This window comes from Ectothiorhodospira variabilis (assembly GCF_022227625.1).
Classification (GTDB): Bacteria; Pseudomonadota; Gammaproteobacteria; order Ectothiorhodospirales; family Ectothiorhodospiraceae; genus Ectothiorhodospira; species Ectothiorhodospira haloalkaliphila.
This window is the reverse complement of the sequence record NZ_JAJNAO010000007.1, coordinates 18,903-32,561: the sequence shown is the minus strand read 5'-3', so window position 1 is coordinate 32,561 and position 13,659 is coordinate 18,903. Positions and strand designations below refer to the sequence as shown.

The following is a 13,659-nucleotide window of genomic DNA, read 5'->3' as shown; positions in this document are numbered from 1 at the left end:
GGCATGCGGCCAAAAATCTGAGATCATCCTCACAATTCTCGCCGCCATTTTCTATTTTCGCCCTCGCTGGAGTCTCGTATGAGCATCAAACGTCACGTCGATGAAAAGACCAACCTGGTGACGATATCCGTGGGTGGTCGGTTTGATTTCGCCCAACACAAGGCCTTCCGCGACGCCTATCGGGATCTGCCCGCCCAGGGCACCCGCTATCGGGTGGACCTGAGCGAGGCCACGTACCTGGATAGTTCGGCCCTGGGCATGCTGCTGCTGCTCAGGGAACACGCTGGCGGCGATACTGCACGGGTGAGCTTGCGGGGCTGCAGCGACGATGTACGCCGCGTGCTCAAGATCGCCAATTTCGATCGCCTTTTCACCCTGGAGTAAACCCCCACCCCATGTCATTCGACGCGCATCCAAGCCCGATTCGGGGGTCCGGGATCACGGACGCCGCTGCCCCCCGGGGGCTGGCGCTGGTGGTGGACGACGAACCCACCAACCGCCGGTTGCTCGCGCGCATGCTCAAGAAGGAGGGTTTCGACACTCTGGAGGCAGAGAGCGGCGCCCGGGCCATTGAGCTGTTCGAGGAGTCGCCCCCGGATATCGTCTTCATGGATGTGATGATGCCGGGGATGGATGGATTCGAAGCGACCCGGCGCATCAAGGCCATGGCTGGCTTTGATTTCGTGCCCGTCATCTTTCTTACCGCGTTGCATGATGAAAAGTCCCTGGTGCAGTGCACGGAGTCCGGCGGGGATGATTTTCTCACCAAACCCTTCAACTTCAGCATCCTCAAGGCACGCATCACGGCCATGGAACGGGTGCGTGACCTGCAGCGCATCATCGCCGGAAAAAACCGGGAACTGGAGCAACTGCTGGAGCAGGATCGCCAGGAGCAGAAGCTGGCCGAACGGGTATTCAGACGGGCAGTGAACGACCGGAATGTGCATACGGAACAGTTCGGGCTGGTACAGCGGCCCGCCACCACGTTCAACGGCGATCTGGTGCTCACCCAGGATCTTCCCGATGGGGGCGTGCGCATCCTTCTGGGAGATTTCACCGGCCATGGTCTCGCGGCTGCCATCGGCGCGCTGCCCGTGGCCGAGACCTTTCGTACCATGACCCGCAAGGGCGTGGATGACGAGCAGGTGCTGGACGAGATCAATCGCAAGCTGTATCGCGTGCTGCCGCCGGAACGCTTCATGGCAGCCTGCCTGGTTTCCATCCCCGGCTCCGGTCGGGAGATCCGCTGGTGGAACGGCGGCATGCCCAGTGCCTGGTTACGCACCCAGGAGGGCTTGCAGGAGCTGGCCTCACATGCCTTGCCATTGGGCATCCTGCCGGAGCTGTCGGATCGGGAAACGCCCCGGCGCGTGGCCGTACGTCGTCATGACCGACTGCTGATGATGAGTGATGGTCTGCTGGAGGCCCGTGATCCGGATGGGTGCATGTTCATGGATCATGGTTTTGCCGGGGTGCTGCAGGCATGGACCCACGGCGGGGCGGTACTGCCCGACCTGCTGCAGGCCCTCGAGGAGCACTGCGCCGACCAGCGGCCGGAGGATGATGTTGCCATTCTGGAAACTCCCCTGGACCCGGAACTGTTCAGCCGTCCGCCCGTGAGCCGTGAAAGTCACCCGCAAGGGGGATGGAACTGGTCGCTGACATTGGAGGACGAGCGTCTTGGGGACTTGCCCTCGCTGGAGTCCGCCCTGCGCCCACTGGGATTGCTGGATGGCCTGGAGGAGGATGCCGGCCCCCTGGAAACCATTGTCAACGAACTCTACAGCAATGCCCTGGAGCATGGGGTGCTGCGACTGGACTCTCCCATGAAGGCCGACCCGGACGGATTTTGCAACTATTATCAGGAACGGGGCCGGCGCCTGGCCGAGGGTTGCCGAGGGCGTGTGGATGTGAGCGTGGCCTACGAGCCCAGCGAGACGCACGGCGTGTTCCGCGTCAGGATCAGTGATTCGGGACCGGGGTTTGACACCCACCAGTGGGACGATGTGTCGCTGGACACCACCCGCCCCTGGGGCCGTGGCATCGCCCTGGTGCGGGATCTGTGCGATACGGTGGCTTTTGAAGATTCTGGCTCCCGGGTGGAGGCTGTGTATCGGTGTCGCTGAAGGACGGGAACAGTGTGTTCTATCAATCCCTGGAGGAACGCCTCCGGTGGCAGACGCATACCATGGAGGCCCTGCGTAAGGCCAAGGCAGACGCCGATCGGGCCAATCAGGCCAAATCCGACTTCCTCTCGCGCATGAGCCACGAACTGCGCACGCCCATGAACGTCACCCGCGATATCCCCGTGCTGGCCCTCACGGCTAATGCCACGGAATCGAACCGTCAGCGCGGCCTGGAGGCCGGCTTCGACGCTTACCTGACCAAACCCCTGAATCTGGAGGAGTTGCTTGATACAATTCGCACACTCCTCTCACGGGATAAAGCCAATCGCCCCGGCAACAAGGTGCGCCAGTGAACAGCCATGACCTCTCCCACAACACCCATCAAGAGCCGGAGCGCAAGGCGGCCCGGATCATGGTGGTGGACGATGAACGGGCCAACCTGATCCTGATGGACCGCCTGCTACGGACTGAGGGCTATTCCAACCTGGCCCTGGTTCAGGACCCCCGGGAGGTGATCGCCACTTATCACCAGGCACCCACCGACCTGATTCTGCTGGACATCAAGATGCCGCACATGAACGGCTTCGAGGTGATGGAGCAGTTCGCCGCGCTGAATGATCCCCTGGTCCCGCCCATTCTCGTGCTCACGGCTCAGCACAGCCGTGACTACATGCTCCGGGCCCTGAGTAACGGTGCACGGGATTTCATCGGCAAACCGTTTGACCGGGCTGAGGTGCTGGCACGGGTGCGCAACATGCTGGATGTGCAACTGGCGCACCGCATGACCCACGATCAGAAGGACATGCTGGCGCAACTGGTGCACGAGCGCACCGATGAGATCCGGCGCACCCGCCTGCAGGTGGTGCAGCGTCTGGGGCGCGCCTCGGAATACCGGGACAACGAGACCGGGTGCCATATCCTGCGCATGAGTCACATTTCGGCCCTGCTGGCCCAGCATGTGGGCTGGGATCGTGATCAATGCGAACGCATGCTCCATGCCAGCCCGATGCACGATGTGGGCAAGATCGGTATTCCCGACCAGATCCTGCTCAAACCCGGCAAGCTCACACCCGACGAATGGGAGATCATGAAGACCCATGCCACCATCGGTGCCGACATCCTCAGTGGCGATGATTCCGACCTGCTGCTCATGGCCCGGGAAATCGCTCTCACGCATCACGAAAAATGGGACGGCAGCGGTTATCCCAATGGTCTGGCCGGTCATGATATTCCCATGACCGGCCGCATCTGCGCCCTGGCAGATGTCTTTGACGCCCTGACCTCCTGGCGGCCCTACAAGAAGGCCTGGGCCGTGGACGATGCCCTGGACTTCATCCGCAACGGGGCAGGGCAACATTTCGACCCGGATCTCACCGAGCTCTTCTTCAGTCTGGTGCCCGATATTCTGGCCATCCGCGAGCGTTTTCCGGAACCCATTCCCGAGGCCGACTGATCCTCCTGGGCCCCTCCCCGGGTCGGCCCGATCTCCGCTATAATGCGGGGCTTTCCCCGCCATAGGAGCCAGATCATTGGAACCCGTCAAAGTCGGCCTGTTGGGCCTTGGGACCGTGGGCAGCGGCACGGTCAGAGTGCTCAAGCGCAATAGCGACGAGATCACCCGCCGCGCCGGTCGTGGTATCGAACTCGTGGCGGCTGCGGCCCGCAATCTGGACTCCCTGGGCGATCTGGACGTGAGTGGCATGCGCCTCACCGAGGAAGCCCTGGAGGTGGTGGACGACCCCGAGGTTCAGGTGATCGTCGAACTGATCGGGGGCACGACACTGGCCCGGGAACTGGTGCTGCGGGCCATTGACCAGGGCAAGCACGTGGTGACGGCCAACAAGGCCCTGATCGCCCTGCACGGCAACGAGATCTTCAGCCGCGCTCAGGAACGCGGCGTGATGGTGGCCTTCGAGGCCGCCGTGGCCGGCGGCATCCCCATCATCAAGGCCATCCGCGAAGGCCTGACCGGCAACCGCATTGAATGGCTGGCAGGCATCATCAATGGCACCGGGAACTTCATCCTCACCGAAATGCGCGACAAGGGGCGGGAGTTCGCCGATGTGCTGGCGGAGGCCCAGCGTCTGGGTTACGCCGAGGCCGATCCCACCTTTGATGTGGAAGGCGTGGACGCGGCCCACAAGCTGACCATCCTGGCCTCCATTGCCTTTGGTATCCCACTGCAGTTCGACCGGGTTTATACCGAGGGCATCTCCGGCATCTCCCGGGATGACGTGGTCTACGCCAACGAACTGGGCTACCGCATCAAGCATCTGGGCATTGCCCGCCGGGCCAATGGGGGCATCGAGTTGCGGGTGCATCCCACCCTGATTCCCGAGCGGCGCCTGATCGCCAACGTGGACGGCGTACTCAATGCCGTGCTGGTGTGGGGCGATGCCGTGGGCCCAACCCTCTATTACGGCCCCGGGGCCGGTTCCGAGCCCACCGCCTCGGCGGTGGTCGCCGACCTGGTGGACGTGGTCCGCGCCCTGACCACCGACCCGGAGAACCGCGTGCCGCATCTGGCATTCCAGGCCGATGCCCTGTCGGATGTTTCCATCCTCTCCATGGACGACGTGCAAACTGCCTTCTATCTGCGCCTGCGGGTGCTGGATCGTCCGGGTGTGATGGCCGATATCACCCGGATCCTGGCGGACCTGGACATCAGCATCGAGGCCATCATGCAGAAGGAGCCGGATGAAGATACCCAGGAAGCCGATGTGATCATGCTGACCCACCAGGTGCGCGAGGGTAATCTCAACCAGGCCATCGGCCGTATCGAGTCCCTGGACAGCGTGATCACCCCGGTGACCCGCATCCGCCTGGAAAACCTCAAGTAACATCGCGTCAATACGCCCCGACCCCGAGACCCGACCATGCCTTTCCGACCCCGTTACACCGGCATCATCGAACGCTATCGTGACCGCCTGCCGGTGCATGACGATGCCCGCATCATCTCCCTGGGCGAGGGCAACACGCCCCTCATCCGGCTGAACAACGTCCCCCGGGTGCTGGGCAAGGAAGTGGACATCTACGTGAAGTTCGAGGGGCTCAACCCCACAGGCTCCTTCAAGGACCGGGGCATGACCATGGCCGTCACCCGCGCCGTGGAGGAGGGCTCCCGAGCCATCATCTGTGCCTCCACCGGCAACACCTCTGCCTCGGCAGCCGCTTACGCGGCCCGGGCCGGGATCACTGCCTTCGTGCTCATTCCCGATGGCAAGATTGCCCAGGGCAAACTGGCCCAGGCCATGATGCATGGCTCCACGGTCATCCAGATCAAGGGGAATTTTGACGCCGGCATGCGCTTGGTGAAGCAGGTGGCCGAAACCTCACCAGTGACGGTGGTGAACTCGGTCAACCCTTACCGTCTGCAGGGCCAGAAGACGGCGGCCTTCGAGATCGTCGAGGAACTGGGGCGTGCCCCGGATTACCACTGCCTGCCGGTGGGCAATGCCGGCAACATCACTGCCCACTGGATTGGCTATTGCGAGTATTCCTCGGCCTCTGGGGATCACGTGACCGAGTCGTGCGGGTTCTGCAAGGGCCGCTGCATGTACGCCGGTGGCGCCATCGTGGGCAATCGCCCGCGCATGGTGGGCTACCAGGCCAGTGGCAGCGCACCCTTCATGCGCGGCGCCATGGTGGACGACCCGGATACGGTAGCCACGGCCATCCGGATCGGGCATCCCCAGTCCTGGGAGTACGCCTGGAAGGTGAAGGAAGAGTCCGGCGGCTGGTTCGATGAGTGCTCCGACGAGGAGATCCTGGCCGCGCAGAAACTGTTGGCTGAACGGGAGGGCGTGTTCTGTGAGCCCGCCTCTGCCACCTCGCTGGCCGGCGCCCTGCGTGACGTGAAGGCGGGCAAGATTCCCGAGGGCTCCAGCATCGTGTGCACCCTGACGGGGCATGGCCTGAAGGACCCGGACATCGCCATCCAGCAGAGCTTGCGGGCGCCGCTGACGGTGGAAGCAGATCTGGATTCGGTGAAGCGGGCCATCCTGGATAACATGGCCTGAGGTGGAGCGCCTTCTCACTCCCCCTCACCCCAACCCCTCTCCCGCTAGCGGGAGAGGGGCTCCCTTGGTCCCTGTTTCCCCAATGGCAGGGATCAAGCCTCCCCCTGTCGCCCGGTCCAGTCCCGCGCAAACTGCCAGGCCACCCGGCCGCTGCGGGAACCCCTCAGCAGGGCATACTGCAGGGCCTCGCGCCGTGCCGCCTCGGTCATCGGGCCGCCGCCCAGGTGCGCCAGCCAATGCCTGACCACCTCCAGGTACTGAGCCTGGGAAAAGGGATGAAAGGCTACCCAGAGGCCGAATCGCTCCGATAGCGACACCTTTTCCTCCACCGCCTCGCCAGGATGGATTTCGTCATCCACCCGCTTCGCTTCCAGGTTGTCCGCACTGCGCTCGGGCATCAGATGACGACGATTGGAGGTGGCATAGATGATCACGTTCTCCGGCGTGGCCTCCAGGTCACCGTCCAGGGCGGCCTTCAGTGCCTTGTAGGCCGGTTCGTTGGCCTCGAAAGACAGGTCATCGGCGAACAGCACGAACCGCTCCGAACGATCACGCAGCGGCGCCACGATGCGCGGCAGGTCCACCAGTTCGTGGGCATCCACTTGCACCAGACGCAGCCCCTCACTGGCATAGCGGGTCAGCAGGGCGCGCATCAACGAGGACTTCCCCGTACCCCGGGCACCCCAGAGCAGGGCATTATTGGCGGGCCGCCCGGCGAGGAACTGCCGGGTATTGCGCTCCAGCAATTCTCGCGGTCGCCCGATGTGCAATAGATCGTCGAGCGACAGCGGGCTGACTTCAGGGATGGATTGCAACTGCCCCTGACGCCAGCGAAATGCCGGTGCGTCCCACTGGATCGGCGGGGCAGGGGGTGGCAGCATCCCCTCCAGTCGCTCCATGAGTGAGTGGGCCCGCTGGAGCACCGCCTCCAGATCAACACGATCAGACATTCAGGGCTCCTAGCCTTCGCGGTTGCTCAGGGTGAGGCTCTCAACCGCCAGGAAGACCTCTCTCAGGAACAGGCCCAGGGCCGTGATCAGGCTGGCCATGGCCAGCACGAACATGGCACCCACCATCCGGGGATGTTCCATATCGAAGAGAAAGTCCAGAAATACGGTCACGATGGTCAGGCACACCAGCATGGCCGTGGTAATGCACAAGGTCATCCCCCAATGGACCAGGCGCGCACGGTCATCCAGGATCTTCAGTTCCCGTTCGCTCCATTCACGGCGTTTGGCATCCGGTGCGTGCATCATCTGGGCGAGATGCCGGCGGCGGTCCACCACCCGGCCGAGACGGGCGACAAAGGCATTCACGAATCCGGCGATGGCCACCAACAGGAAGACAGGCGCCACGGACAACTGGATGACTTGCGAGATTTCAATGGGCGAGGTGGAGTCGATCATGCGATCACCGCTGCAGAATGTTGTGATAGTCGATTTCAACTATATCCATAAATCCTCCGGTCATGCATCCTGTGCTATGTTAGGGATATATGCCCCTTCGCGAGGTAATGCATCATGAGCGAACATGCCAGAATCGAGGAACTGCCTCAGGTGGGCATGGCATTCATGGATGATGATCACGAGGAGGCCATGGGCCTGCTCGCCCGCGTGGTCGAAACCCTGGAAGCATCCCGTGACGGCCATGCGGAGCCGGAGGGGCTTCGCCGAGACCTGCGCAATTTCATAGAGCACAGCCGGGCCCATTTTCGGCGTGAGGAAGTGATCATGAAGGCCGTCCATTTCCCACCCTTCCACATTCACAAGAACGAACACGATCAGCGTCTGGAAGAACTGGTCACCTACGTGGATGATCTGGATGCCGGTGTGATCGGGCTGGAAGACTTGAAGGACCAGTTCCTCAATGAATTCCTGCCCTGGTACCAACGCCACTGCGACACCATGGATCAGGCCACCGCGCGTTACGTGGAGAAGCAAGCCGCCGCAGGACCGACCAAGGCCTGAATCCTTCGCACCAGACTCCGCAGGCAACTGACCAGGTCCCTCCCCCCATGGGGAGAGGGGTTGGGTGAGGGGGAAAAGGGGCGGCCCTGGGAAGAAGGCGACTCAGGTCTCCAGGCGACGGTATTTCACCCGATGGGGCTGGTCCGCGTCGCTGCCCAGGCGCTTGCGGCGGTCCTCCTCGTAATCCTGGTAATTCCCCTCGAAGAAGACCACATTGCCGTCCTCCTCGAAAGCCAGGATATGGGTGGCGATACGGTCCAGGAACCAGCGATCGTGCGAGATCACCACGGCGCTGCCGGGGAAGTCCAGGATCGCCTCTTCCAGCGCTCTCAGGGTTTCCACGTCCAGATCGTTGGTGGGTTCGTCCAGCAGCAGCAGGTTGCCACCGCTGCGCAGCAACTTGGCCAGGTGGGCGCGATTACGCTCACCGCCGGAAAGCTCCTTCATGAGCTTTTGCTGATCACTGCCCTTGAAGTTGAAGCGACCCACATAGGCCCGGGAGGGCATCTGGAAGTTGCCCACATGGATGATGTCCTGCCCATCCGAGACCTCTTCCCACACCGTGCGCTGATCCTGCAGGGCATCACGGGTCTGATCCACATAGGCCACCTGCACGGTCTCACCGACGCGGATCTCGCCTGAATCCGGCTTCTCCTGGCCAACGATCATGCGAAACAGTGTGGACTTGCCTACCCCGTTGGGGCCGATGACACCGACAATGCCACCGCGAGGCAGGGAGAAGGAAAGGTTTTCATACAGCACCCGGTCCCCGTAGGACTTGCTCACCCCATCCAGATCCACCACCACGTCGCCCAGGCGTGGGCCCGGTGGGATATAGATCTCCTTGGTCTCGCTGCGTTTCTGGTAGTCCTGTGAGGAGAGCTCCTCAAAGCGCTTGAGACGGGCCTTGCTCTTGGCGGAACGGCCCTTGGGGTTGCTGCGCACCCATTCCAGCTCCGATTCCATGTTCTTGCGGCGGGCGCTTTCCTGTTTCTCCTCGATTTCCAGGCGTTTCTCCTTCTGTTCCAGCCAGGACGAGTAGTTGCCCTGCCAGGGAATGCCTTGCCCCCGGTCCAGTTCAAGGATCCAGCCGGCCACATTATCCAGGAAGTAACGATCGTGGGTGACCGCCACCACGGTGCCGGTGAATTCCGACAGAAAGCGCTCCAGCCAGGCCACCGATTCAGCGTCCAGGTGGTTGGTGGGTTCGTCCAGGATCAGCATGTCCGGAGCCGAGAGCAGCAGGCGGCACAGGGCCACGCGGCGGCGCTCACCACCGGAGAGCTTGGTGACATCGGCATCCCAGGGGGGCAGACGCAGGGCATCGGCAGCCACTTCCAGCTTGCGCTCCAGATCCCAGGCACCAGCGGAGTCGATGCGATCCTGAAGTTCGGCCTGCTCGGCCAGCAGGCTATCGAAATCCGCGTCGGGGTTGGCGAATTCCTCGGCGATGGCATTGAAGCGGTCCACCAGGGCCTTCACCTCGCCGACGCCGTCCTCCACGTTGCCGCGCACGTCCTTCTCCGGATCAAGATGAGGCTCCTGGGAAAGAAAGCCGATCTTGATGCCCGGTTGCGGGCGTGCCTCGCCGATGTATTCCTTGTCCAGGCCCGCCATGATGCGCAACAGGGTGGATTTACCCGCACCGTTATAACCCAGCACGCCGATCTTGGCGCCCGGGAAGAAGTTCAGCGAGATGTCCTTGAGGATTTCCTTCTTTGGCGGGACGACCTTGCCCACACCATTCATGGTGTAGATGTATTGGGCCATATGGAACCTGTATGGGGGATGAGTTGTGCAATGAAAGCGGGCGACTGGCCCGGTGCGTTGCCCGCATTATCCTGAAGTTGACCGGCAGTTTCCAGCGGCCGCCTCGGCAAGTGCCCATATATGCGGGTTTTTTTACCTTGAAAGGGTCACCACCTTTTGGCAAGCTGGACCCATTCCAATCGCGAAACCCGGATGCCCACTCCTCCCTCCCTATCCCTCGCGCAACGCAAGTCCCCGGGACGTGGTCGGTGGCGTTATCGGCCCCTGGCGACGGGCGCGCTGACCATGGCCCTGGCGGTGGCGGGCTTCACCGGCGTGGACATGCTGGTGGAGCAGCGCCTGGAGGACCGCGCCCGGACCCAGGTCCTTGGTGAACTCTCCACCGTCCGGGCCCGTCTGGAGGGCGAACTCAACGCACCATCCATTTCACCATGGTGCTGGCCACCTACACAGGGATCCATCCCGACATCAGCGAGAGCGAATTCCGCCGGGTGGCAGCAGAGCTGTTTCGTCAGCGCAGCGACATGATACGCAACATCACTCTGGCCCCGGACAATGTCATCCGGTTCGTTTACCCGCAGGCGGGCAATGAGGCCGCCCTGGGGCTGGATCTGGAAAACCACCCGGAGCAGAGCGAGTCGGTTTATCGCATGATGCAGGCTGCGGATACGGTACTTGCCGGGCCGTGGGAGCTGGTTCAAGGCGGTACGGGGCTGATCATTCGCACCCCCGTGTACCTGAACTCGGATCGTGGCCGGCATGATCCCGAGGCCTACTGGGGTCTGACCAGCATTCCCATCGACATGGAGGCCATCTATGAGATCACGGGGCTCATCAATCTGCAGGATCGACTGGATATGGCCATTCGGGGGCGCGATGGTCTTGGCCCGGCGGGGGCCGTGTTCTTTGGCGACCCGGAACTCTTCAGCCGGGACAGTGTGCGCCAGGAGGTGATCATCAAGGGGGGGCGTTGGGAACTGGCCGCACTGCCCAGGGGGGGCTGGTCCGCCGCCACGGCCCGCCCCATGGCCTGGCATTTCACGGGCCTCACACTGGTGCTGATGGCCGGCGCCCTGGCCTGGCGCATGACCCAGCAATCCGATCGGGTGCGCGTTTCACAGGCACTGCATCAAAGCCTCAGCGAGCGCCTCAGGGCCACCATTGCGGCCATGCCTGACATCTGCTTCATTCTGGACTCCGAGGGCCGTTATCTGGAGGTCTTCGGTGGCCATGACCCCCAGATTTATCACACCAGCCACCAGGCCCTGCTGGGCCGGACACTGCATGAGGTCATGCCCCGGGACAAGGCGGATCTCTTCCTGGCGCGGATTCATGAGACCCTGCGCACCGGGCAGTTGCAATCCATCGAGTACGCCCTGTCGGTGGACGATGTGGAAGGCGTTGAACCGGAAAGTGGACCTACGGGACCCCAGTGGTTCGAGGGCCGTATCACGCCCTTGGGAAAAGACGTCATGGGGCGTCCGGCGGTGATCTGGTTGTCGGTGAACATCACGCAGCGCAAGAAGGCCCAGGACAGCATGCGCTTCATGGCTCTCCATGATGCATTGACCGGCCTGGCCAACCGTACTCTGCTCAGGGACCGCATCATCCATGCCATTGCTCAGGCCCGGCGGGAGCAGAGTCGCATTGCCGTCATGTACATCGACCTGGACGACTTCAAACCCATCAATGACAGCCTGGGGCACGACGCCGGCGATACGGTGCTGTGCGAAGTGGCACAACGACTCAACGAATCCGTGAGGGATTCGGATACCGTGGCCCGGGTAGGCGGCGACGAATTCGTGATCCTGCTGGAAAAACTACCGGACCCGGAACTGGCGGCGCGCATCGCCGAAAAGATACTGGAGGTGCTTGGCAGGCCCATCCACGCCAAGGGTCGCGCCTGCCAGGTGACCACCAGCATCGGAATCAGCCTGTATCCGGATGACGGCGAGACCTACGAATCCCTGTTGGGGGCGGCGGATCGGGCCCTTTACGAGGCCAAGTCTCAGGGCAAGGGCCGCTACTGGCAGACCGATTCCCGTCTCACAGACATCAGTTCCTGATGCCCACACCCTTGTTCAGCAGGAACAGGGCCACGCCGTACAGGAGCACCACAAAGCCGATGATGATGCCGTAGGAGGTCGCAAGGCCGATATCGGCCACCCCCAGAAAGCCGTAACGGAAGGCGTTCACCATGTACAGGATCGGATTGAGCATGGAGGCCCCCTGCCAGAACTCCGGCAGCAGGGTGATGGAGTAGAACACGCCCCCCAGATAGGTCAAGGGTGTGAGAATGAAGGTGGGGACGATGGAGATGTCATCGAAGCTGCGGGCAAACACCCCGTTGATCAGCCCGGCCAGGGCGAACAGGGTGGCTGTGAGCAATACCACCGAGAGGGTGATGGCCAGATTGTGGATGGAAAGCGGGCTGAAGATCATGGAGATCAGGGTCACCGCCACTCCCACCGCCAGGCCGCGGCATATGCCACCTGCAACGAAACCGAGGATGATCAGGTAATTGGGCACGGGTGAAACCAGCATCTCTTCCAGGTGACGCTGAAACTTTGCGCTGTAAAAAGAGGACACCACGTTCGAGTAGGAATTGGTGATCACCGCCATCATGATCAACCCAGGGACAATGAAGTCCATATAACGGATGCCCTCCATCTCCCCGATGCGCGAACCGATCAAGCCTCCGAAGATGATGAAGTACAGCCCCATGGTGATCACCGGGGGCAGGATGGTCTGAATCCAGATGCGGGAAAAACGCAGGACTTCCTTGGTCACGATGGTGCGCAGGGCCACCCAATTGGCATAGCCTGACATTATGCGGTCACTCCCGTATTGCGGCTCTCGTCCACCATGTTCATGAAGAGTTGCTCCAGGCGATTGGTCTTGTTGCGCATGCTACGCACCTGAATGCCTTCCCGGTTCAGATCCACGAAGAGTTGGTTCAGGCTGACATCACGATCCACATCTGCCTCCAGGGTGAGTTCGTCCACCCAGCGCAGTCGATGCTGGGGCAGGGTGGGCAACTGCATCAGCGGCTGGCTCAGATCCAGGATGAAGGTTTCCGTGTTGAGTTGATTGAGCAGGCCCTTCATGGTCGTGTTCTCGATGATGCGCCCGTGATCAATGATGCCGATGTTGCGGCACAGGCTCTCGGCCTCCTCCAGGTAGTGGGTGGTGAGGATGATGGTGCAGCCCTGCCGGTTGATCTCCCGCAAAAACGTCCACATGGAGCGGCGAATCTCGATATCCACCCCAGCGGTGGGTTCGTCCAGGATCAGCAACCTGGGTTCGTGCACCAGGGCACGGGCGATCATCAGTCGGCGTTTCATGCCTCCCGACAAAAGCCGCGCCATGCCCTTGCGCTTGTCCCACAGGCCCAGCTCCACCAGATATTTCTCGGCCCGCTTCCAGGCCTCCTTGCGGGGGATGCCGTAATATCCGGCCTGGTTGACGACAATCTCCTCCACCGGCTCGAACACGTTGAAATTGAACTCCTGGGGCACCAGCCCCAGGCAACGCTTGGCGGCGTAGAGGTCCTTGTCCAGGTCGTGACCGAAGATGGAAACACTGCCCCCGGACTTGTTCACCAGGGAGGCCACGATACTGATGGTGGTGGATTTCCCGGCTCCATTGGGGCCAAGCAGGGCGTAGAAGTCGCCGGGCTCCACCTGCAGGTCAATGCCCTTGAGGGCCTCGAATCCGTTCTTGTAGGTCTTGGTCAGGTTCTGGATGGACAGGGCGTGGGGCATGGGCGATCCGTGA

The 13,659-nt window shown here is 62.2% G+C and carries 13 protein-coding genes; 8 read left to right on the top strand and 5 right to left on the bottom strand.

Annotated features, from left to right (window positions below):
* Positions 1-78: 78 nt before the first annotated feature.
* The 6 genes from LPW30_RS08895 to thrC all read left to right on the top strand — a co-directional run bounded on the left by LPW30_RS08895 (position 79) and on the right by thrC (position 6,145).
* Positions 79-384, top strand: coding sequence for an STAS domain-containing protein (locus tag LPW30_RS08895; RefSeq protein ID WP_025281392.1), 306 nt, complete (start codon positions 79-81; stop codon positions 382-384).
* Between the two features lie 11 nt (positions 385-395).
* Positions 396-2,126, top strand: coding sequence for an ATP-binding SpoIIE family protein phosphatase (locus LPW30_RS08890; RefSeq protein WP_238624657.1), 1,731 nt, complete (start codon positions 396-398; stop codon positions 2,124-2,126).
* Between the two features lie 14 nt (positions 2,127-2,140).
* Positions 2,141-2,479 (top strand): response regulator, encoded by a 339-nt coding sequence (locus LPW30_RS08885; RefSeq protein WP_239680659.1) that lies wholly within the window; start codon positions 2,141-2,143, stop codon positions 2,477-2,479.
* 59 nt (positions 2,480-2,538) lie between these two features.
* The gene (locus LPW30_RS08880; RefSeq protein WP_029762380.1) at positions 2,539-3,579 is read left to right on the top strand and encodes an HD domain-containing phosphohydrolase; all 1,041 of its coding nucleotides are present in this window, start codon (positions 2,539-2,541) and stop codon (positions 3,577-3,579) included.
* Between the two features lie 76 nt (positions 3,580-3,655).
* Positions 3,656-4,966: a homoserine dehydrogenase gene (locus tag LPW30_RS08875; protein ID WP_025281396.1), complete on the top strand. Its 1,311-nt coding sequence runs from the start codon at positions 3,656-3,658 to the stop codon at positions 4,964-4,966.
* Between the two features lie 36 nt (positions 4,967-5,002).
* Positions 5,003-6,145, top strand: a complete 1,143-nt coding sequence (gene thrC, locus LPW30_RS08870) for a threonine synthase (protein ID WP_025281397.1) — start codon at positions 5,003-5,005, stop codon at positions 6,143-6,145.
* Positions 6,146-6,237: 92 nt separating this feature from the next.
* Here thrC and LPW30_RS08865 read toward each other — a convergent pair whose 3' ends face one another.
* Together LPW30_RS08865 and LPW30_RS08860 are read right to left on the bottom strand one after the other, a co-directional pair.
* On the bottom strand, positions 6,238-7,095 hold the full coding sequence (locus LPW30_RS08865; protein ID WP_025281398.1) for an ATP-binding protein: 858 nt from the start codon (positions 7,093-7,095) through the stop codon (positions 6,238-6,240).
* Between the two features lie 9 nt (positions 7,096-7,104).
* The gene (locus LPW30_RS08860; RefSeq protein WP_025281399.1) at positions 7,105-7,551 is read right to left on the bottom strand and encodes a DUF2721 domain-containing protein; all 447 of its coding nucleotides are present in this window, start codon (positions 7,549-7,551) and stop codon (positions 7,105-7,107) included.
* A gap of 114 nt (positions 7,552-7,665) precedes the next feature.
* On the opposite strand from LPW30_RS08860, the gene LPW30_RS08855 reads away from it, so the two are divergent.
* Positions 7,666-8,112: a bacteriohemerythrin gene (locus tag LPW30_RS08855; RefSeq protein ID WP_025281400.1), complete on the top strand. Its 447-nt coding sequence runs from the start codon at positions 7,666-7,668 to the stop codon at positions 8,110-8,112.
* 102 nt (positions 8,113-8,214) lie between these two features.
* Here LPW30_RS08855 and ettA read toward each other — a convergent pair whose 3' ends face one another.
* On the bottom strand, positions 8,215-9,882 hold the full coding sequence (ettA, locus tag LPW30_RS08850) for an energy-dependent translational throttle protein EttA (protein WP_025281401.1): 1,668 nt from the start codon (positions 9,880-9,882) through the stop codon (positions 8,215-8,217).
* Positions 9,883-10,313: 431 nt separating this feature from the next.
* Between ettA and LPW30_RS08845 the strand changes: the two genes are divergently transcribed.
* Entirely contained in the window at positions 10,314-11,948 is a 1,635-nt protein-coding gene (locus LPW30_RS08845) for a sensor domain-containing diguanylate cyclase (RefSeq protein ID WP_239680658.1), read from the top strand.
* On the opposite strand, the gene LPW30_RS08840 is transcribed toward LPW30_RS08845, so the two are convergent.
* Complete coding sequence (locus LPW30_RS08840) at positions 11,938-12,711, bottom strand: ABC transporter permease (RefSeq protein WP_025281403.1); 774 nt, start codon at positions 12,709-12,711, stop codon at positions 11,938-11,940. The genes LPW30_RS08845 and LPW30_RS08840 overlap by 11 nt on opposite strands.
* On the bottom strand, positions 12,711-13,646 hold the full coding sequence (locus tag LPW30_RS08835; RefSeq protein ID WP_025281404.1) for an ABC transporter ATP-binding protein: 936 nt from the start codon (positions 13,644-13,646) through the stop codon (positions 12,711-12,713). The genes LPW30_RS08840 and LPW30_RS08835 overlap by 1 nt, the downstream gene beginning before the upstream one ends.
* Between the last annotated feature and the right edge of the window lie 13 nt (positions 13,647-13,659).